We start from the raw sequence: 20,530 nt of genomic DNA on the forward strand, positions 1-20,530 counted from the left end.
ATTCCAGCAACTATACTTAAAATTTAATCATCCTTCCTTTGATTGGAGTGGTTTAAGCAATGTGCGGAATCGTTGGATATATAGGCACTCAGGCAGCGACAGATATTTTACTAGCTGGACTAGAAAAATTAGAATATAGAGGTTACGACTCGGCGGGAATTGCCACTATTTTGGAAGGTGACGTTCATTGTGTACGGGCTAAGGGTAAATTACTCAACCTGCGTTCTAAACTTGAACAAATCGAAAATCCTGCCCAAATTGGGATTGGTCACACTCGCTGGGCAACTCATGGTAAACCAGAAGAACATAATGCCCATCCTCATCTAGATACGGCGTTGCGGGTAGCAGTTGTACAGAATGGCATTATTGAAAATTACCGCGAGTTAAGGGAACGTCTCAAGGCGCTAGGACATGAATTTCGCTCAGAAACAGATACAGAAGTCATTCCCCATTTGATTGCTGAGTGTTTAAAACATACTCCTGAAAATTCCCTTTCCCCTTCGGTGTTTTTAGACGCGGTGAGGGAAGCGGTAAGTAAGTTAGAAGGGGCTTATGCGATCGCTGCTATTTCCGCAGATTATCCCGATGAATTGATTGTAGTTCGCCAACAAGCGCCTTTAGTTATTGGCTTCGGACAAGGTGAGTTTTTCTGTGCTTCTGATACGCCAGCGATCGTTCCCTATACACGGGCTGTATTGTCCCTAGAGAATGGTGAAATTGCTCGTTTGACTCCTTTAGGGGTGGAAGTCTATAACTTCGCTGGACATCGCTTGAAAAAGTATCCTCGCACCCTGAACTGGAATCCCATTATGGTGGAAAAACAGGGTTTCAAACATTTTATGCTCAAAGAAATCTATGAGCAACCGGGAGTAGTGCGGGATTGTTTAGAGGCTTATTTTGCAACAGAAGAGAATGCCCAAATAACTGATAAATCACCTGTAAAATTGGGTTTACCAACAGATTTTTACGCAGATTTAGAACAAGTTCAAATTGTCGCTTGTGGTACAAGTTGGCACGCTGCATTGGTGGGTAAATACTTATTAGAACAATTGGCGGGAATTCCTACTCAGGTACAGTATGCTTCAGAATTTCGTTATGCACCATCACCGCTAACTGCTAATACTCTGACTATTGGGGTCACTCAATCTGGAGAAACTGCTGATACTTTAGCGGCTTTGTCTATGGAAAAGGAACGCCGTCAAGGTAAAGAAGCTAAGTATCAAGCGCGACTTTTGGGAATTACTAACCGCCCCGAAAGCAGTTTAGGTAATATGGTGGCAAATATTATCAATACTCATGGGGGAATTGAAATTGGTGTCGCAGCCACGAAAACTTTTGTGGCGCAATTGATGGCGTTTTATGCTTTGGCGTTAGATTTAGCCTATCGTCGTCAGATGATTACTTCTCAAAGATTTGAGGAAATTCTCACAGGTTTACGGGAACTACCAGGAGAAATTGAAGCAATTTTAGAAACTCAAGAACGTTATATTGAACATTTGGTACATGACTTTACAGAAACAAAAGATTTTATCTTTATTGGTAGAGGAATTAATTTTCCCATTGCGTTAGAAGGGGCTTTGAAATTAAAAGAAATTAGTTATATTCATGCGGAAGGTTATCCAGCGGGGGAAATGAAACATGGACCAATTGCGTTGTTAGATGCAAAAGTTCCGGTGGTAGCGATCGCTGTTCCTGGTACTGTATATGAAAAGGTGATTTCTAATGCTCAGGAAGCAAAAGCCAGAGATTCCCGGTTAATTGGTGTGACTTCTGTTAAAGATGGTGAAGCGGCGGAAATCTTTAATGATTTGATTCCTGTTTCGCAAGTTGAGGAAATTCTTTCACCTATTCTCACAGTTATACCGTTGCAATTGTTAGCTTATCATATTGCCGCCCGGCGCGGTTTAGATGTAGATCAGCCCAGGAATTTAGCCAAGTCAGTGACAGTTGAATAATGAATGTTTTGCTGATTTATCTATTGTGGAGAAATAATAAAGTTGGAAAATAGATAAAAAAGTTGTACAATTTCTCCTGTGGGTGCATATACTAATCATCCAGAGGAGATTTTTTTTGTATGCAGTATCTTAAAATAGGTAAATTTATTCTACTCTACTCTACTTCTAGCAAATTATATAATTAACTAACTATGAGCGCACCATCTAATATTATTCAACTGGTTGAAAGTTTCCATCAACAAATAGAAGTATATCTTGCTGGTGGGTTAAATGAAACACAAACTAGAATTCAATTTATTGATCCATTTTTTGAAGCATTAGGATGGGATGTTAGAAACCAAGAACAAGCTATTAGTCTTTATCAAGAAGTCATTCACGAAGACAGTTTAAAAATCAGTGATGCGAACAAAGCCAAAGCACCTGATTATAGTTTTCGGATTGGAGGAACTAGAAAGTTTTTTGTTGAAGCTAAAAAACCTGCTATTAACGTTGGAAAAAACATCAGTGCGGCTTTTCAACTGCGACGTTATGGATGGTCTGGTAAATTAATTTTGAGTATTTTAACAGATTTTGAGGAATTTTCAGTTTATGATTGTCGGATCATGCCTAATAAAAATGATCCGGCAGTTACCGCTAGAATTAAGTATTTTCATTATACCGAATATATAGAAAAATGGGATGAAATATATAATATTTTTTCTAAAGAAGCAGTATTAAATGGTGCATTAGAAAAATTTGCAGAAACTAAAATCAAATCAGAAATTACTGTTGATCAAGCATTTTTACAAGAAATTGAACTTTGGCGAGAAAATTTAGCAGCAAATCTTGTATGGCGCAACCCACAAATTCAAGCGAGAGAGTTAAATTTTGCCGTACAGATGACGATTAACAGAATTATCTTTTTACGCATTTGTGAAGATAGAGGAATTGAGCCTTATCAACAGTTATATACTTTATTAAAGTTTGAAAATATTTATCAAGAATTAGGGCGTTTATTTATTAATGCAGATTATCGTTATAATTCTGGATTATTCAATTTTCAAAATGAAAAAGGTAGAGAACAACCGGATGATTTTACAATCAATCTACAAATTGATGATAGCATCTTAAAAGAAATTCTCAGAAAACTCTATCCGCCAGAAAGTCCTTATGAATTTTCTGTAATTCCTGTGGAAATTTTGGGACAAGTTTATGAGCAATTTTTAGGTAAAGTCATTAAAATATCTGCTAGTCGTCAAGCGGTTATTGAAGATAAACCGGAAGTTAGAAAAGCCGGAGGGGTTTATTATACTCCTAGTTATATTGTTGATTATATAGTTAAACAGACTATTGGTAAAATTTTGGCAGGTAAAAAACCAGAAAAAATTCAAGAAATTACAATTCTTGATCCTGCTTGTGGTTCAGGTTCATTTTTAATTGTTGCTTATCAATTTTTACTAGATTGGTATTTACAACAATATTTGCAAAACAAAAAAAAATACAAAGATAAATTCTATCAGATATCTAGCAGTAATTGGCGGTTAACATCTTCGGAAAGAAAACGCATTCTATTAACTCATATCTATGGTGTGGATATTGATCAACAAGCAGTAGAAACAAGTAAACTATCTTTATTATTGAAAGTTTTAGAAGGTGAATCTGGGGAAACAATTACTAGACAATTAGAACTTCTCAAAGAACGGGCTTTACCTGATTTAGATCATAATATTCTCTGTGGTAACTCTTTAATAGATGGAGAATTTTATCAAAATATGCAAATGAATTTATTAGACGAAGATACAGCTTATAGAGTTAATGTTTTTGACTGGGAAGCTAATTTTTCGCAAATCATGAAACGTGGGGGATTTGATATCATTATTGGTAATCCTCCTTATATTCGTATTCAAGCATTAAAAGAATGGGCTACTTTGGAAGTAGAATTTTATAAGAAATCTTATATTTCTGCAAATAAAGGAAATTATGATATTTATGTTGTTTTTGTAGAAAAGGGATTAAAGGTTTTAAAAAAAGATGGGCGTTTAGGTTTTATTTTACCGCATAAATTTTTTAATGCTCAATATGGTGAATCTTTGAGGAAAATCATATCTGAAGGTAAAAATTTAGAAAAAATTGTTTATTTTGGAGATCAGCAAGTTTTTCCAAAAGTATCAACCTATACTTGTTTATTATTTTTATCTAAAAATAAAGGAGCAGAAAAAACTTTTATTCAAGTTAATGATTTATCGAAATGGATGCTGAATTGTGATACAGAAGAAGAATGGATAATTAATGCAACTGTATCTGGAGAAAATTGGAATTTTAGTAAAACTGAGCATTCAGAATTTTTGCAGAAATTTCGACAATATCCGTTTACAACTTTAAGCCAAATAACAGCTAATATTTCTCAAGGAATTAGAACCAGTGCAAATGATATCTACGTTTTAGATTTAATTTCTCAAGAAGATAATATTTTTCAAGTCTATTCTAAAGCATTGAATGAGGTAGTACAAATAGAATCTACTTTAATTTCTCGTTTTTTACAAGGAAGGGAAATTAAACCATATCAATTGTTATATTCAAATAAAGTATTAATTATTCCCTATGAATCAACTAATGGAAATATTAATCTGATCAAAGAAGATAAATTGCAGATTCAATTTCCTTTAACCTTTGAATATTTAACTAGAAATAAACAATTTTTAGAAAATCGAGAAAAAGGTAAAATGATTGGTTCAAAATGGTATGCTTACATTTATCCCAAAAATTTAGAATTAATGCAGCAACCTAAAATATTAGTACCAGATATTGCAAATCAATCTTCTTTTGGTTGGGATGAACAAGGAGATTATGCTTTTACAAGTGGTTATGGAATCATCCTTAAAGATCCTGTTCAAGAATCAATTAAATATGTTCTAGGGTTACTGAATAGTAAATTATTAGATTTTTATTTAAAAAAGATTAGTACAATTATGCGCGGAGGGTTTTTCCGCTATTTCACTCAGTTTATTGAACAATTACCAATTAGATTAATTGATTTTTCTAATTCAAAGGAAAAAAATCTTCATTATCGAGTAGTTCAACTAGTAGAACAAATGCTAAATCTTCATCAAAGATTGAAGGAAGCACAAACACCTCCAGCGAAAAAAATGATTCAACAACAAATTACAGCTACAGATAGACAAATCAATCAATTAGTCTATGAACTCTATGAATTAACTGATGAAGAGATTGATATTGTGGAGAATAGCTAACATGATGTTTGAAAAATCCTGAGTTATGCTTCAAAATCTTTGAAAACAACCTCTAAAAAATGACCAATTAAATATAAAGAACCGCATAATACAACTTGATTATCTGTGGGAATAAAAGCAGCATCTAGGGCGGAAAATACATCTGAATAGGTGTTACAAAGTTGTAAATCTGGACAAATTGATTTTGCTAACTTTGCTAATTCTTCTAAATCTGCTGAATTGCTATCGGGTACTGGCACTAAATATAATTGATCTCCTGGTTTGAGAAGTTCCTGAAAAATCTCAGTATGATCTTTAGTAGCCAGCATTCCCATTACCCAAGTTATATTTTGGGTGTTGAGTGTATCTACATAATCACGCAAAACTGTGGCTGAGGCTGGGTTGTGTGCGCCGTCAATGAGTAGTTTATGGTTGTTCCAAGTTATCCATTGCATTCTGCCTGGCCACTTGGTTTTACCCATTCCTTGAATAATAGCTTGTTCGGAAATTTGCCAATTTTGTTTTTGCAATATTTCCAAAGCTGCTAATGCTAAAGCTGAATTATGTAGTTGGATTTGTCCTTGTAATGCTAAGGGATATTTTATGATTCCTAGACTTTCGATTTTTTGATATTCTGCCCAATTTTGATTAATTTGACGGGATGGTTGTGGGGTAAAAATTGGGCATTCTAATTCTAGGATACGCGATCGCACAACTTCTTGAGCATCTGCTGGTAATGAACCTACTACCACAGGACATCCCGGTTTGAGAATTCCGGCTTTTTCTCTGGCAATATGGGCTACAGTTGGTCCTAGTTGTTGCCAATGTTCTCGACTGATAGAAGTGATGACTGTTACTAAAGGATGATCACAGACGTTAGTTGCATCTAAACGCCCTCCTAATCCTACTTCAATCACGGCAATATCAACTTGTTGCTGGGCAAAATATAACCAAGCCGCAGCGGTAATGACTTCAAATTGAGTGGGTGATTCTGCTTCTGGGTTAATAGCTGCTTGAATTTGCAGTATTAATTCACACAGTTTATGACTATCAATGGGTTGTTCATTAATACAGATTCGTTCTGTCCAATCAACCAAATGGGGAGAGGTGTAGCGTCCTGTTCTATAACCAGCCTCAGTAAGTACCGCAGATAGGTAAGCACAAACAGAACCTTTACCATTAGTACCAGCTACATGAATAATCGGCACTTGGTGATGGGGATTTCCCAACTTTGCCAATAAGTTGACAATGCGGGATAATCCCAAATTTACACCAAAATGCTGAAAAGGCTGGAGTAGGGAATTGACGTTCATGGGTGATTGGTGATTGGTGATTGGTGATTGGTAATTGGTAATTGGTAATTGGTAATTTTTCCCTTCTTCCCTTCTTCCCTTCTTTCCTTCTTCCCTGTCACCTGTCACCTGTCACCTGTCACCTAAAATTACGCTTCTCTGCTCAAAAAGTTTTGCACTTGTCTGATAGCAGCAGCGCCGATATTGAAAGCAGCCCAACCAGCAGCGATCGCTACAGGTGCTAGAACAATTACTACACGGTTATCAATGTCCATATCTAGAAACCCTCTCTAAATTAAAAAATCTTAAGTTTTGTCGTTTCAATCCAAAATTACTTCAATTAGTAATTGTCACTCAATTTTTATTGTGATCTCAAGTAGGGAATTTTTTCAAGCTTCTATGTAAAGATTAATTAAATGTCAGTTGTCAGTGGTCAGTTGTTAGTAGTTCGTTGTCAATTGTCCATTGTCAATTGTCAATTATTCATTGCATGAAGCAGGGCTAATTGATAGTATTTTTCGGCGTGTTCGATGAGTTCGGCGATTTCGGTGTTTGTGAGTTGACGGACTACTTTACCGGGAACACCCATGACTAGAGAACCGGGGGGTACATTTTTGGTGACTACTGCACCTGCACCGATAATGCTTCCTGTACCGATTCTTACGCCGTTTAAGATGATTGCACCAATACCGATTAAACTACCACGTTCAACGTGAGCAGAATGGACTACAGCACGATGTCCGATAGTGACATGATCTTCTAAGATTGTGGGAAGACCAGGATCACCATGTAGAATTGCTCCATCTTGAATATTTGTGCATTCGCCAACTTCAATCCGTTCTACATCACCTCTAACCACAGATCCATACCAAACGCTGGATCTGGCTGCTATATTGACAGAACCAATGATTACGGCATTGGCTGCCACAAAAGCAGCTTGAGAAAATATGGCTTTGCCACGCCAGCTATCGGAAAATTTCGAGTCAGAAGAGATAGACACGATAGAATATGGATATGGTACCCAGGAACACTGGAGAAACTCCAACCTTTAGGGCTGGTTGCAAAACCAGAATATCACAACGTTGGCCTGCTTTGGTAACAGCAGTTGTGAGACTTATTCCATGGCACTTTCTCCATTTTTGTGGATCACGGAGCAAGTTATCTAAAGTAGTGGAGTAGAAGTGTAAAGTTAAACCTACTGGTGCTGGTGAAAACAAAACTATGTTTGTACACACTTCATGATAAATCCAGGCTTGCAGTACCCGATATTTGGCCCTGAAATACAGTGTCCTCACTGTCGCCAAACTATTTCCGCATTAACGCTGACGGATACTTATCTATGTCCCCGTCATGGCGCATTTGAAGCTGAACCCAAAACTGGTGAGTTAGTTCATTTACAGTCTGGTCGTCATTGGCGCAGATGGGATGGTGAATGGTATCGTCAACATACTCACCCTGATGGGATTCGGTTTGAAATTCATGAGGCTTTGGATAAGCTTTATACCCAAGGCTATCGCGCTACTAAGGTAATCATTGCCCAACGTTATCAAGACTTGATGAGTGGTTATTTGGAACGTAGTACACCTTGGCGTTCTGGACAAGGGGAAGCTACGGGGGCGCGATTATATGGTTTACCAGTAGAGTTTAGTCCTGATCCGATCGCAGAACCTTGTTGGGATGTGATTAACTTTGATTTGGATAAGGAACTTGGTGTACCAGTGCGTTACCCATATTTCCGGTTGTTTGAGTAATAGCAGTAGTCAGTGGTCGGTGGTCAGTGGTAAGAAAGAACTAACAACTGACAACTGTACGGGCGAAGCATTCGGGCGACTAATTATCAATTTTTGTCCAAGGTTATTTTCCGAATGCTTCGCCCCTACGACAATCAACAACTGACAAGATTATGCACCATGCTTCGATTCGGACGGCAAATATCCATCTAGCGATCGCTTTTTATGAGCAGCTAGGGTTCACGGTGAGCGATCGCTTCACTACCGGTTATACTCTAGCTTGCTGGATGGAAGGGTTAGGTGGGAGAATTGAACTCATCCAAATTCCCCAACCCCAACCTGCCCCAGATGCTTTTGATGATGAACATTATGTAGGCTACTATCATCTTTCTTTTGATGTGACTCAGATCACACCAGATTTGCCTACCTGGTTAGAAAGTTTAAGAACACGGTTGGCTGTAGTAGAAAGTTTACCTCCTCTAAAGATTCTTTTAGAACCCACACAGCAGCAAATTGGCGATAACATCTTAGAAGTCACGTTTATCGCTGATTTTGACGGTTTACCTCTGGAATTTATACGGTTTTTAAAGAAATCGGCTTGAACTTACTATTAATGCCTTTTGACTGATATAATATCTTTCCTTTTCAGGTACATTTTTAGTTTCAGTGAGGTGCAGAAACATTTGCCCTATTTTTCTAGTCAAACAGTATATGTAACTTAAATTACATATATCTATTCGCCAAAGATATGTCTTTTTTCTCGATTGCACAACGACATCGCGTTTCTTTAATCATCTTGAGTGTCTGGATAATAGCGGCTTTTGTGTTAAATCATGATGCTGCTTTTAGCCTAGAAGGGGCAGGTTATCCAACCAGTCCCGACAACTCCAACTCGGAAAAATCTCAGAAAACACTAGTTGCTAAGGAAACACCAAATCTCGCCATTACAGCAAATGTGCGGAAAACCGTCTTAGCTAATGGCTTAACTGTTCTTACCAAAGAAGTACATAATGCCCCTGTGGTGACTGTACAAGTATGGTACAAATTTGGTTCAGGTCAAGAAGCACCTGGAGTCAATGGGATTGCTCATCAATTAGAACACATGATGTTTAAAGGGACTAGCGATCGCCCCATTCAATTTGGGCGGTTATTTAGTGCTTTAGGCAGCGATTCTAATGCTTTTACCAGTTATGACCAAACAGCCTATTACAACACTGCGGAACGGGATAAACTCACCGCTCTGTTGACATTAGAAGCTGATAGAATGAAAAACTCGCTGATTGATCCTCAAGAATTAATAAGTGAGAAGCGGGTAGTTATTTCGGAATTACAAGGTTACGAAAATAGTCCAGAATATCGGCTAAATCGGGCTGTGATGATGTCCACTTTTCCCAATCACCCCTATAGATTACCAATTGGTGGCACTAAGGCTGATGTAGAAAAATTCACAGTTGAGCAAGTACGGGAATATTACCAAAAATTCTACAGTCCGGAGAATGCTGTCTTGGTAATTGCGGGAGATTTTGACACTGCACCAACTTTAAAAAATGTGGAAAATGTGTTTGGTAAAATCCCCAAACGCCAATATTCACCCCATAATCTGATTACTCCATCACCTTCTCCTAAACCTGCACCTGCCGTCAAATTGCAAGAACCAGGGGGAAATCCTCTACTACAAATAATTTACCCACTTCCCCAGATTAATCAACCAGATATTCCCGCTTTGGAAATCATGGATTATATCTTAACTGCGGGTAAAAATTCCTACTTGCATCAGGAGTTGGTAGAATCGGGTTTAGCTAGTAAGATTTATGGAAGTGTTGCGAGTTTACGGGCAGGTGGCTGGTATGAAATATTAGTTACTGGTGTAGGAAATCAGGATTTAAGTAAACTTGATGCAGCGGTAATAAAGGCGTTAACAAAACTTGCTAAAGTCGGTGTGACAACAGAGCAAGTAGAACGAGCAAAAACCCAATTAACAGCCGCAGTTATTTTAAATAACCGTGATATTACCAGTCAAGCCATGCAATTGGGTAATGATCAAATCACGACCGATAATTACCAATATACAGAACGCCACTTAGTAGATATTCGTAAAGTCCAAACGGCTGATGTGATCAATGTGATCAATAAATATCTACAAACAGAAGCGCGGACAGTCGGATTTTTTGAACCCACAAAACAAACAGAAACAACCCGTGTTTCGACTTCGCTCAACAACCAGAGTTTATCTTATTCAACACCAATAGAAGATAATTCTGTTGTTGATATTGCTGTAGTCTCCGCAGAGGTAAAGAAATATTTACCACCTCTAGATAGATTACCCAAAACTAGAGAAAAAGAAATTCCCCAACAGTTACAATTGGCTAATGGGTTACGAATACTATTGTTACCTGATAGAACTACACCAACAGTCACTTTAAGCGGACATATCAAAGCCGGAACAGAATTTGAGTCAGATGATCAAGGAGGAATAGCGTCTTTGGTGGCGAAAAATCTCATGAATGGGACAAAAACCAAAAATATGCGGACAATTGCTCAAGAATTAGATGCAAAAGGCGCAAATTTGGGATTTGAAACCTATCGTGAAGGTGTACGGATTCAAGGAAGTAGTTTAGCAGTAGATTTACCAGTTTTGCTGGGAACATTAACAGACGTAATCAGAAATAGTACATTCCCCGTTAAAGAGTTGGAACTCTCCCGTCAACAGGCTTTAACTTCCTTAGATTCAGAGTTAGATGATCCTGATAAAGTCGCAAGTCGCGTTTTTGTTCAGGCCATTTATCCCAAAAAACATCCATTACATACCTTTCCGACTGCGAAAAGTATTCAACAAATTAAACATCAAGACGTGATTGCTTTTAAAAGCCAACATTATCGTCCTGATACCACAGTTTTAGCACTTGTAGGGGATTTTGATGTGAATCAAGTGCGATCGCTCATGCAAGCACAATTGGGAGATTGGCAAGTTAAAGGCAAACCACCAACGGTAAAATATCCCAATGTCAGGATGCCAAAAAACGTAGTCAATGTTAATCCTGTCGTCTCTGGTAAACCCCAAGCGATTACTTATATGGGTTATGCCGGGATTAACCGTCAAGATAGACGATTTTATGCGGCCATGATTTTGAATCAAATTTTAGGAGGAGATACCTTATCGAGTAGACTAGGGGCAGAAGTGCGCGATCGCCAAGGACTAACCTACGGAATTTATAGCAATTTCCTGACAGGTAAGAATGTGGGAACATTTTTGATTGAAATGCAAACCAGTCCAGAAGACGCACGGAAAGCAATTTCCAGCACCCGCAACCTCCTTAAACAAGTTCATCAACAAGGTGTGACATCACAGGAAGTGGAAACAGCTAAACGTAATTTAATCAGTAATTACAATATTTCTTTAGCCAATCCCGAACAGTTAAGCCAGAGAATAGTCATGAATGAAGTTTATGGTTTAAATCAGGTAGAATTGCGATCGTTTATCAGCAAAATAGAGCAAGTCAACCTCAATCAAGTTAATCAAGCCGCCCGTGAATTACTTCACCCTGATAAAATAGTTGTAGTTACAGCCGGTCCACCAATACTTGCCCATAAAAAGATGAAATAAAAGCCATTAATTCATCCGCTCTTATCTGCGTTCATCTGCGTTCATCTGCGGTTAATCATTCTTAAAATCTTATCCTGTGCAGCTTCATCTTAATTTGGTATTAATCAGGAATAATAGGAATAGGTGTAATTGACAATTATCTATTCAATGATGACTAACTTTTTGACTTGCATATTCTCCCTGCTAATGAGTCTGGTAATCATGGGTGCATCTCCAGCAACAGCCGAGAATTTATCGAACAATCTACTAAAACAACCACCTATAGAAATTACGGTCAGCTTGGGTAATGCTGCCAATGAATTGAAATTTGAGCCAAATCAGTTAGAATTTATCTCAGGTAAACGCTACAATCTCAACTTAAATAATCCCAGCCCACAAAAACATTACTTTACAGCAAAAGACTTTGCGGATGCTATTTGGACACAAAAAGTCGAAGCCGGCAACGTAGAAATTAAAGGTGCTATTCACGAATTAGAACTTAAACCAGGTGCAAAAGCAGAATGGGTATTTATCCCCCTCAAACCTGGTAAATATGCTTTACGATGTACTATACCTGGACACGCAGAAGCTGGTATGAGAGGAGAGATTCTGATTAAGTGATCAAATCGGAATCAGGATATACAAGATAACTTTTTAACCTGTCACCGGCTATTTGTGTTTCTCTAAAAACGCAAAATACGTTAACTTAAAATATAGATATTTTTCGCAATAAATCTCAACAACGTTACACATAATCGGTCAAGCGCCGCTAATTCCTAAATTTCATGATGAACATTTTCACCAACTTGCTTTCTCAACCAGCCCAGCCAAAACCAGAAAAACGACAACGCCGGGGGATTGAAATTAAATCAGCCCGTGAAATCGAAATTATGCGGCAATCAGCAAAGATTGTGGCAACTGTCCTCAAGGAAATTTCGGAAATAGTTCAGCCAGGAATGACGACGGCTGATTTAGATGCTTATGCCGAAAAACGCATCCGAGAAATGGACGCAACACCTAGTTTTAAAGGATATCACGGTTTCCCAGCCTCCATTTGTTCCAGCATTAACAATGAAGTTGTGCATGGAATTCCTAGCCCTAAAAAAGTAATTCGGGCAGGAGATGTTTTAAAAGTTGATACAGGAGCTTTTTATCAAGGTTTTCATGGTGATTCCTGTATTACTATCGCTGTGGGTAGTGTGACAAGTGAGGCCGCGAGACTGATTAAAATAGCTGAAGAATCTTTATATAAAGGCATTGAACAGGTAAAAGCTGGTGTCCACCTCAAGGAAATAGCAGGTGCAATTGAAGACCATGTAAAAGCCAATGGGTTTACAGTGGTGGAACAATTTACTGGTCATGGTGTAGGTAGAAATTTACACGAAGAACCGGCAGTTTTTAACTATCGGACTCGTGATATCCCCAATGTAAAATTACGTTCAGGAATGACTTTAGCAATTGAACCAATTTTAAATGCTGGTTCTAAAAATACCAGAATTTTAGCTGATAGATGGACTGCGGTAACAGTTGATAATGCTTTATCTGCTCAGTTTGAGCATACTGTATTAGTGACAGATAGTGGTTATGAAATTCTCACTGATAGAACGCATCTATAACAATTGACAATTGACAATTGACAATTGACAACGAAGAACGAAGAACTAACAACTAACAACTAACAATTGACAATTGACAATTGACAACGAAGAACAAAGAACAAAGAACAAAGAACAAAGAACAAAGAACAAAGAACAAAGAACAAAGAACAAAGAACAAAGAACAAAGAACAAAGAACAAAGAACAAAGAACAAAGAACAAAGAACAAAGAACAAAGAACAAAGAACAAAGAACAAAGAACAAAGAACAAAGAACTAACAACTGACAACTGACAACTGACCACTAACAATTGACAACTGACAACTGACTAATTACATTGTTAGTTGCGACCAAGTTTTTTGACCAACTATACCATCTGTTGATAAACGCCGACGATTTTGAAAAGCTTTGACAGCAGTTTCGGTAATTGGTCCAAAAACACCATCAATAGTGATTCCATAACCATTAGAAACTAAAAGTTTTTGTAAAACTCTCACCGATGTACCTGAACTACCAAAAGCAATCAGGGGCAAAGGTCTGGCTTGAATTCTGGAATATCTGGTTGACAACTGAACACCCTTTCTAGTGGTCATAGGAATATTACCGGCATCAGCTAATTCAAAAGAATGGGTTGACATCTGTTTTTTGGCAATTTGCTCAAAAATTTGGTTTCGTCGAAATGAGAGAACAGAAAGATGAGTTGGGGAAGTTTCACTTATGTCTATAAATTCAGGTGGTGTAATTTGATCATAAGCAACTAACTTATTTAATTGACGATTTGCTAACTGGGCAACATTTTCTAATTTAAAAAGTTCCTGTTGGGGAAAATGGGGTATATTTAGTTGTTTTGGACTAAATACACCCATCATCAGCAGTCCGATTTCAGTCATTGTATTTTATAGCCATTCTGTTGATTCGTGATAGCTTACAAAACAAGGGAACAGGGAACAGGGAATAGATAAGAAACGCTCATTTGGACCAGTTTAAAGCTCAGTCAAAAAAAGATGTTTTTAAAAGATGCGTAGCGTGGCGTAAGTCATAGTGTTCCCTGTTCCCTCTGAATGAAAAACAATCACTATTTTGAAATATTAAAAAATAACGTAGTTTATACCAACTTTTGATATGACAACACACTATTAAGATGGGCAAAATGTCCATCCCACATGATATTCAGTCAATCTGATTATGCACAGTAGATGTGTTTTAGCTTACTGCTAACTAGCCAGTGGGTTAATGACAAGTAAAGATACTAAAAAAATCTATAGGTTGATATCAAAAGAATGATCTAATTTGAGACTATAAGAATTATTAATTATATTCATCTGTCTTAAGGGAGTTCAAATTATTAAAAAAATATTCAATAGACATCAGATAATAAATCATGTAAATCTGAGAAAGAAAAGGGTAAAGGTTTTTTCTTGCACTTTTTCCCTTTCCCCTTTAACCGACAAGTATTGCATTCAAAACTGTTCCCGGTTGTATCAACCAGGTGAGATACAATTAATTAACCCATAGCATTGCCAACTGGGTGGAAGTAGAAGGCAAAACCCAAGACAGTATAAGCTGCTAAGAGTAATGTCCCCTCTAACCAATTAGATTTACCATCAGAACTAATGCTATTAGCGATTAAAACTGAGACAGCAACAGCTACTAATTCAAAAGGGTTAAAATCTAAATCCATTGGTTGTCCAATTACCCAGCCAGCAATAACTAAAACTGGGGCAACAAATAAGGCAATTTGCATACTTGAACCCACAGCGACAGACATGGCCAGATCCATTTTATTTTTCATGGCTACGGTGACTGCGGTGGCGTGTTCAGCAGCGTTACCGATAATGGGAACTACAATTACCCCGGTAAATAATGCGCTTAAACCTAGTTTAGATGTAGCCACTTCCAAAGAATCAACTAGCAATTCTGATTCAAAGGCAACGAACAGGGTACAAACTAAAAGTACACCACTCCACAACCAAACATTTGGTGTTTCATGGGAGACTTCTTCTACATCTGTTGTTTCTGTTGCTTCTGCTGTATCTACGATCTCTGCTACACCAACTTCATACAAATAGGCATGAGTTTTCATAGAAAATAGCAGTGTTAAGCCATAAACCAGAATTAAGACTATAGCCACAGCTAGGGAAAGATTCTGCACGGTTGTTTCGCTAATACCAATGGAGGTATAGTTCATAGCCGTTGGTAACAAAATGGCAATTACTGCCAAGTTCATGGAAGAAGCATTTACCCGCGCTACGACTGACTCAAATGTTTGTTCTTTATAACGGATTCCGCCTAATAACATGGATAAACCCATGACTAGGAGTAAGTTACTGATAATTGATCCAGTAATACTAGCTTTGACAACCTCAATTAAGCCTGCATTCAGGGCAACTAAGGCAATAATCAATTCTGTAGCATTGCCAAAAGTCGCGTTTAAAAATCCGCCCAGGATTGGACCGACAACTACGGCTATTTCTTCGGTAGCTGTACCCATCCAAGCTGCTAAGGGCAGTATGGCTAATCCAGCAGTAATAAAAACTATCAAGTCTCCCCATTCTAAAAAATGGGCTGCGAGAGATATGGGTATAAACAGCAGCAGAACTGTGAAAATAATGTTCTTGATTGACATTTTTACCTTTAGTTCAGGGGATTTTGCACAGATGCCTAAAAAATCATGTGCATTTGAATACCTATCATATCTGTAAGGGATTGTCATTGGGTGGTTAATTTAACTTATCGAGAAATATTATGTAGTGACAAAATTTAGTTTTGTTTCATAGGTGTTATTTATCACTGATTTTGTGAGAGAACAATTGTAGAAAGGTAGATATAGCAAGAATCTTCTTCAAAATTGCACATTTATTTGGATAACAATATATGACTTCTGCTGCGGAAATACCAAGTAGTTCTGGCTCAATATTACCGTTTGATGAAGAGTCTAAATACAGTCCTGAACATGATCCCCTCAAAACTGCTCAGGGTATTTATGTCACAGTTCATGGTCATTTTTATCAACCCCCTAGAGAAAATCCTTATCTTGATGCAATTGAACGTCAGCCTAGTGCTGCTCCTTTTCATGACTGGAATGAGCGTATTCACTGGGAATGCTATCGTCCTAATGCCTTTGCACGGGTCTTAAATGACAAAGGCGAGGTTGTGAAAATTGTTAATAATTATGAATACATGAGCTTTAATATCGGTCCAACACTGATGTCGTGGTTGGAACGCTATGATGTAGAGCTTTATCAGCGGATTTTGGAGGCTGATGCTAAAAGCTGCGATCGCCTAAATGGTCATGGAAATGCGATCGCTCAAGTCTATAATCACATTATTCTACCCCTAGCCAATGAACGCGATAAATATACCCAAATTCGCTGGGGTAAAGAAGATTTCCGTTCTCGTTTTGGTCGTGATCCTGAAGGAATGTGGTTGGCAGAAACAGCGGTAGATTATGCCACTCTAGAAGCATTAGTAGCCGAAGGAATTAAGTTTATCATTTTAGCTCCATCTCAAGCCCAGCGTTGTCGTCCTCTCTCCACAGAGGATCATTCCGATAGTCAATGGCATGAGGTAGGGGGTAATCAGATTGATCCAACTCGTCCTTATCGCTGTTATTTAGATAGCAAAGAGTCGGCAAAAAAATCAACTCCCTATATTGATATCTTTTTCTATGATGGTCCGATTTCCAGGGATATGGGTTTTAGTGATGTTGTCTACAATTCTCATCATTTTGCGGGCAGAATTGGGGCAGCTATTCGCGGGGATCATCGTCAGTCACAATTAATTTCTGTGGCTACAGATGGGGAAACCTTTGGACATCACAAAAAGGGAACAGAAAAGACTTTAGCTTATGCCTTTATTGGTGAGTTTCCTCGTCATGGTTGGACTGTGACTAACTTCGCCCACTATTTAAGTTTAAATACTCCTTCTTGGGAAGTAAAATTAAAATCAGTTACAGCGTGGAGTTGCGCTCATGGTGTTGATAGATGGCAAGATGATTGCGGTTGCGGTGGTGAAGGAGGTGTGTGGCATCAAAAATGGCGGCGGCCGTTACGAAATGCTTTAAATTGGCTGCGGGATCAGTTAACTGAGGTGTATGAGGAATATGGCAGTTTATTATTTCGTGATCCTTGGCAAGCTAGGGACGAATATATTCAAGTCATGGGCGATCGCTCTACTACTAATATTAGCCGTTTTTTATCCCGCCACCAAACTCGCAAACTCCAAGCTGCTGAACAGGTAGAAGCTTTACGCTTGTTAGAAATGCAGCGTCACTCTTTACTCATGTTTACCAGTTGCGGCTGGTTTTTTGAAGAAATTTCCCGCCCAGAAGGAACACAAATTTTACGCTATGCTTCCCGTGCTTTAGAATTAGCAGGAGATGTGGCAGGTGTGCAGTTAGAGAAGGCCTTTATTAAGCGCCTGAGTTTAGCTCCTAGTAATGTGGACGAATTTAAACATGGTGCAGAAATATATCGTCAATTGGTACTAACTGCTCAAATTGGCTTTAAGCAAGTTGCCACCCATTACGCCATTACTTCTCTATTTAATCATCACAAAAATTCGCCCCCAGAGCAACAGACAGATAAAAACAAACATCCTCATGGTCATCATCAGCGTGTTTATTGCTATGCTGCCAATGAGCTAGATTACCATAAGCAAAGCATGGGTCCGTTAACCATGGCAATTGGGCATTTGCAGTTAGTGTCAGATATTACTTGGGAAAGTGAACATTTAATATTTGCCGTTTTGCATTTGGGTGGTTGGGATTTTCACTGCTGTATTCAACAGTTTGCTGGACGACGTAACTATAGCCAAATTAAAGATAAGCTGTTTGCAGCTTTACAACAGGCTAGTGTGGCTCATATTATTTTGGTGATGACTCAAATGTTTGGCGGTGAAGCCTTTAATTTACAGACTTTATTTGCGGAAGAACGTCATCGAATTATGCGACTTTTGAGCCAAGAAACACTGACAAGATTAGACCAAATATATACTCAAGTATATCGGGATAATTACAGTGTGATTATGGCTTTTCATCGAGATGGGTTAGAAGTTCCACGAGAATTGCAAGCAGCCGCGGAGATTGCTTTAGGACATCGTTGTATGACAACATTGCGATCGCTAGAACAAGATATTAGTGAACCGCAATTAAGCTGGAATCATATTGTCGAATTAGAGGCGATCGCTACTGAAGCCAAACATCTGCGTTGTCAATTAAATATCCTGGAAGGCAATCAAATCTTAGAACAATTGATAGACCGTTTATTGTGGCAACTCTTGTATGATGGCAATGGTAATCTGAATGCAGATATCCAATGTTTAGAACGATTGATTGATGTTGGGTATGAATTACATCTTGGCATCAGTTTAAACCATTCCCAAGAACTTTATTTAAGTTGCTTACATAGTCAAATCTTGCCAAGAATTACCAGTATTGACAGTGAAGCCGAAACTATTCAATGTCGTCAATTATTGAAGTTAGGCGAAAAATTAGCTGTTGATGTTAGTCAATTTATTAACAAATTGGCTTAAATTGTGACGGTGGGCAATGCCCACCATGATCTTACAGTTTAATCTTGGGAACGGTCACAGTGGTAGGGATACAGCCACTCACATCGAAAGAGTCCATAAGTATGTTTTTCCAGCAAACTCCCAGCATGATACTTTTGGGAAATATTAATACCAGCTTTGGTTTTTACCTCATAAAGCCAAGGAAAAGAAGCGATCAAAACAGCCATAACACCAAAGAGATATAAAGAAAAAGTTACAGCTTTAGGGAATTTACGGGACTGAATCTTGAGTTTTTTGGGCATAGAAATGATAAACTCAAAATCCATTCTAGCCTAAAAATTTTGTGTTAACGGGATTTTCGCTAGAAATTCTGAGCCTCCTTCAGGACAACTATAATAAGTCAAAGTACCTTTGTAAATTTCTGTAATAATTTGGTAACTCGTAAATAAACCGAGTCCTACTCCTTTTCCCACTAATTTAGTAGTAAAAAATGGCTCAAATAAATGCTCTTGATACTCTTCTAAAATTCCTATCCCATTATCTTTGACACTAATCATTATTTGATTTTCTTCTATCAATTTTGTAGTAATCCAAATTGTCGGTTCAAAGAAACTATCCATCATAGAAATTAAATCTGAATCAAATGAATCAATCGCATTTTGAAGAAGATTGAGTAATACCTGATTAAATAGATTTGCATGACCCATCAACATTGGTATATCTTCATAGTTTTTGCGAACTGAAATTAGTGAAGATTTATCTTTTAATGTAATTTGATCACCTAGTGTGATGAGAACACTATCTATGTTATCACAAACATTAAATCGTTTAATTCCTGATTGATTCAGACGAGAAAAAATGTGCATTGCACAAACAACTGAATTAATTCTTTCTGCACCCGTGCGGATAGAATACATAATTCTTGTAAAATCTTGAATCAGGAAGTCTAGATCAATTTCGTTAGTTAAATTGCTAATTTCTAAAGTTGCTTCTGGAAATGCTTGTTGATAAAGTTGAACTAAATTAATCAACGTTTGAGTATAGTCAAATGCTGGATTAAGATTACCAAGAATAAAACTCAAAGGATTGTTAATTTCATGGGAAATTCCGGCTGTAATTCGGCTGGCATTAACTAGCTTTTCTTTTTGAATTAGTTCATATTGAGTATTTTGTAATTTTACAATCGTATTTTGCAGTTGCTCATTTTTAATTTTTAATTCATTTTGTAAGTTTTGGACTGTTAATTGATTTTGCACTCTTAACAGGACTTCTTCTAGATGGAAAGGTTTGGTAATATAGTCAATACCTCCAGCTTGAAAGGCTTGAATTTTATCATTAATATCATTGCCAGCACTTAAGAAAATAATAGGGATTGAACTAGTTTTGCTATCAGTTTTCAAAATTTTACATACTTCATATCCTCCCATTGTTGGCATATTAATATCTAGGAGAATTAAATCTGGTGGCAGGGTTTTGACTGCCATTAATGCTGCTTGTCCACTGATTGCTTTCCGAATCTGATAATTTTGTTTTGATAAAAAATCAGATAAGAAGCGAATGTTTTCAAGTTTGTCATCAACAATGAGGATATCTGCTAAAAATGCTCTATCTTGTATATTCATATTAGGAATTTTATGTTTGACTTGTTTAAAAT

15 protein-coding genes are annotated in these 20,530 nt (G+C 37.6%); 8 read left to right on the forward strand and 7 right to left on the reverse strand.

Features of this window, described 5'->3' with window-relative positions:
* Nucleotides 1-59 precede the first annotated feature (59 nt).
* A complete protein-coding gene (gene glmS / locus FJR04_RS09610) occupies nt 60-1,955 on the forward strand; it encodes a glutamine--fructose-6-phosphate transaminase (isomerizing) (protein ID WP_168494014.1) in 1,896 nt (631 codons plus the stop codon).
* 191 nt (nt 1,956-2,146) lie between these two features.
* The gene (locus tag FJR04_RS09615) at nt 2,147-5,185 is read left to right on the forward strand and encodes an Eco57I restriction-modification methylase domain-containing protein (RefSeq protein ID WP_168494016.1); all 3,039 of its coding nucleotides are present in this window, start codon (nt 2,147-2,149) and stop codon (nt 5,183-5,185) included.
* A 23-nt stretch (nt 5,186-5,208) separates the two neighbouring features.
* Here FJR04_RS09615 and FJR04_RS09620 read toward each other — a convergent pair whose 3' ends face one another.
* The 3 genes from FJR04_RS09620 to FJR04_RS09630 all read right to left on the reverse strand — a co-directional run bounded on the left by FJR04_RS09620 (nt 5,209) and on the right by FJR04_RS09630 (nt 7,456).
* Entirely contained in the window at nt 5,209-6,477 is a 1,269-nt protein-coding gene (locus FJR04_RS09620; protein WP_168494353.1) for a folylpolyglutamate synthase/dihydrofolate synthase family protein, read from the reverse strand.
* A 128-nt stretch (nt 6,478-6,605) separates the two neighbouring features.
* Nucleotides 6,606-6,731 carry a photosystem II protein Y gene (locus tag FJR04_RS09625; protein ID WP_168494018.1) on the reverse strand — a complete coding sequence of 42 codons (126 nt, stop codon included), beginning with the start codon at nt 6,729-6,731 and terminating at the stop codon, nt 6,606-6,608.
* 200 nt (nt 6,732-6,931) lie between these two features.
* Nucleotides 6,932-7,456 (reverse strand): gamma carbonic anhydrase family protein, encoded by a 525-nt coding sequence (locus FJR04_RS09630; protein WP_371418209.1) that lies wholly within the window; start codon nt 7,454-7,456, stop codon nt 6,932-6,934.
* A gap of 238 nt (nt 7,457-7,694) precedes the next feature.
* Here FJR04_RS09630 and FJR04_RS09635 point away from each other — a divergent pair, with 238 nt between their 5' ends.
* The 5 genes from FJR04_RS09635 (at nt 7,695) to map (ending at nt 13,385) form a co-directional block, all read left to right on the forward strand.
* Complete coding sequence (locus FJR04_RS09635) at nt 7,695-8,207, forward strand: TIGR02652 family protein (protein WP_168494020.1); 513 nt, start codon at nt 7,695-7,697, stop codon at nt 8,205-8,207.
* A 152-nt stretch (nt 8,208-8,359) separates the two neighbouring features.
* Complete coding sequence (locus FJR04_RS09640) at nt 8,360-8,788, forward strand: VOC family protein (RefSeq protein WP_168494022.1); 429 nt, start codon at nt 8,360-8,362, stop codon at nt 8,786-8,788.
* A gap of 146 nt (nt 8,789-8,934) precedes the next feature.
* Nucleotides 8,935-11,790, forward strand: a complete 2,856-nt coding sequence (locus tag FJR04_RS09645) for a pitrilysin family protein (RefSeq protein ID WP_168494024.1) — start codon at nt 8,935-8,937, stop codon at nt 11,788-11,790.
* Between the two features lie 186 nt (nt 11,791-11,976).
* Nucleotides 11,977-12,390: a cupredoxin domain-containing protein gene (locus tag FJR04_RS09650; protein ID WP_371717597.1), complete on the forward strand. Its 414-nt coding sequence runs from the start codon at nt 11,977-11,979 to the stop codon at nt 12,388-12,390.
* A 167-nt stretch (nt 12,391-12,557) separates the two neighbouring features.
* Entirely contained in the window at nt 12,558-13,385 is an 828-nt protein-coding gene (map, locus tag FJR04_RS09655; RefSeq protein WP_168494359.1) for a type I methionyl aminopeptidase, read from the forward strand.
* 312 nt (nt 13,386-13,697) lie between these two features.
* Here the strand turns inward: map and FJR04_RS09660 are convergent, their stop codons facing one another.
* The gene (locus tag FJR04_RS09660) at nt 13,698-14,255 is read right to left on the reverse strand and encodes a peptidoglycan-binding protein (protein WP_254445247.1); all 558 of its coding nucleotides are present in this window, start codon (nt 14,253-14,255) and stop codon (nt 13,698-13,700) included.
* Between the two features lie 614 nt (nt 14,256-14,869).
* The gene (gene cax / locus FJR04_RS09665) at nt 14,870-15,991 is read right to left on the reverse strand and encodes a calcium/proton exchanger (protein ID WP_168494026.1); all 1,122 of its coding nucleotides are present in this window, start codon (nt 15,989-15,991) and stop codon (nt 14,870-14,872) included.
* 248 nt (nt 15,992-16,239) lie between these two features.
* On the opposite strand from cax, the gene FJR04_RS09670 reads away from it, so the two are divergent.
* On the forward strand, nt 16,240-18,897 hold the full coding sequence (locus tag FJR04_RS09670) for a DUF3536 domain-containing protein (RefSeq protein WP_168494028.1): 2,658 nt from the start codon (nt 16,240-16,242) through the stop codon (nt 18,895-18,897).
* Nucleotides 18,898-18,935: 38 nt separating this feature from the next.
* Here FJR04_RS09670 and FJR04_RS09675 read toward each other — a convergent pair whose 3' ends face one another.
* Together FJR04_RS09675 and FJR04_RS09680 are read right to left on the reverse strand one after the other, a co-directional pair.
* Nucleotides 18,936-19,178 carry a hypothetical protein gene (locus FJR04_RS09675; RefSeq protein WP_168494030.1) on the reverse strand — a complete coding sequence of 81 codons (243 nt, stop codon included), beginning with the start codon at nt 19,176-19,178 and terminating at the stop codon, nt 18,936-18,938.
* A gap of 30 nt (nt 19,179-19,208) precedes the next feature.
* The gene (locus FJR04_RS09680; protein WP_168494032.1) at nt 19,209-20,498 is read right to left on the reverse strand and encodes a response regulator; all 1,290 of its coding nucleotides are present in this window, start codon (nt 20,496-20,498) and stop codon (nt 19,209-19,211) included.
* Nucleotides 20,499-20,530 lie beyond the last annotated feature (32 nt).

The sequence above is a fragment of the Anabaena sp. UHCC 0204 genome, from assembly GCF_009711975.1.
In the GTDB taxonomy this organism is placed as follows: Bacteria; Cyanobacteriota; Cyanobacteriia; order Cyanobacteriales; family Nostocaceae; genus Dolichospermum.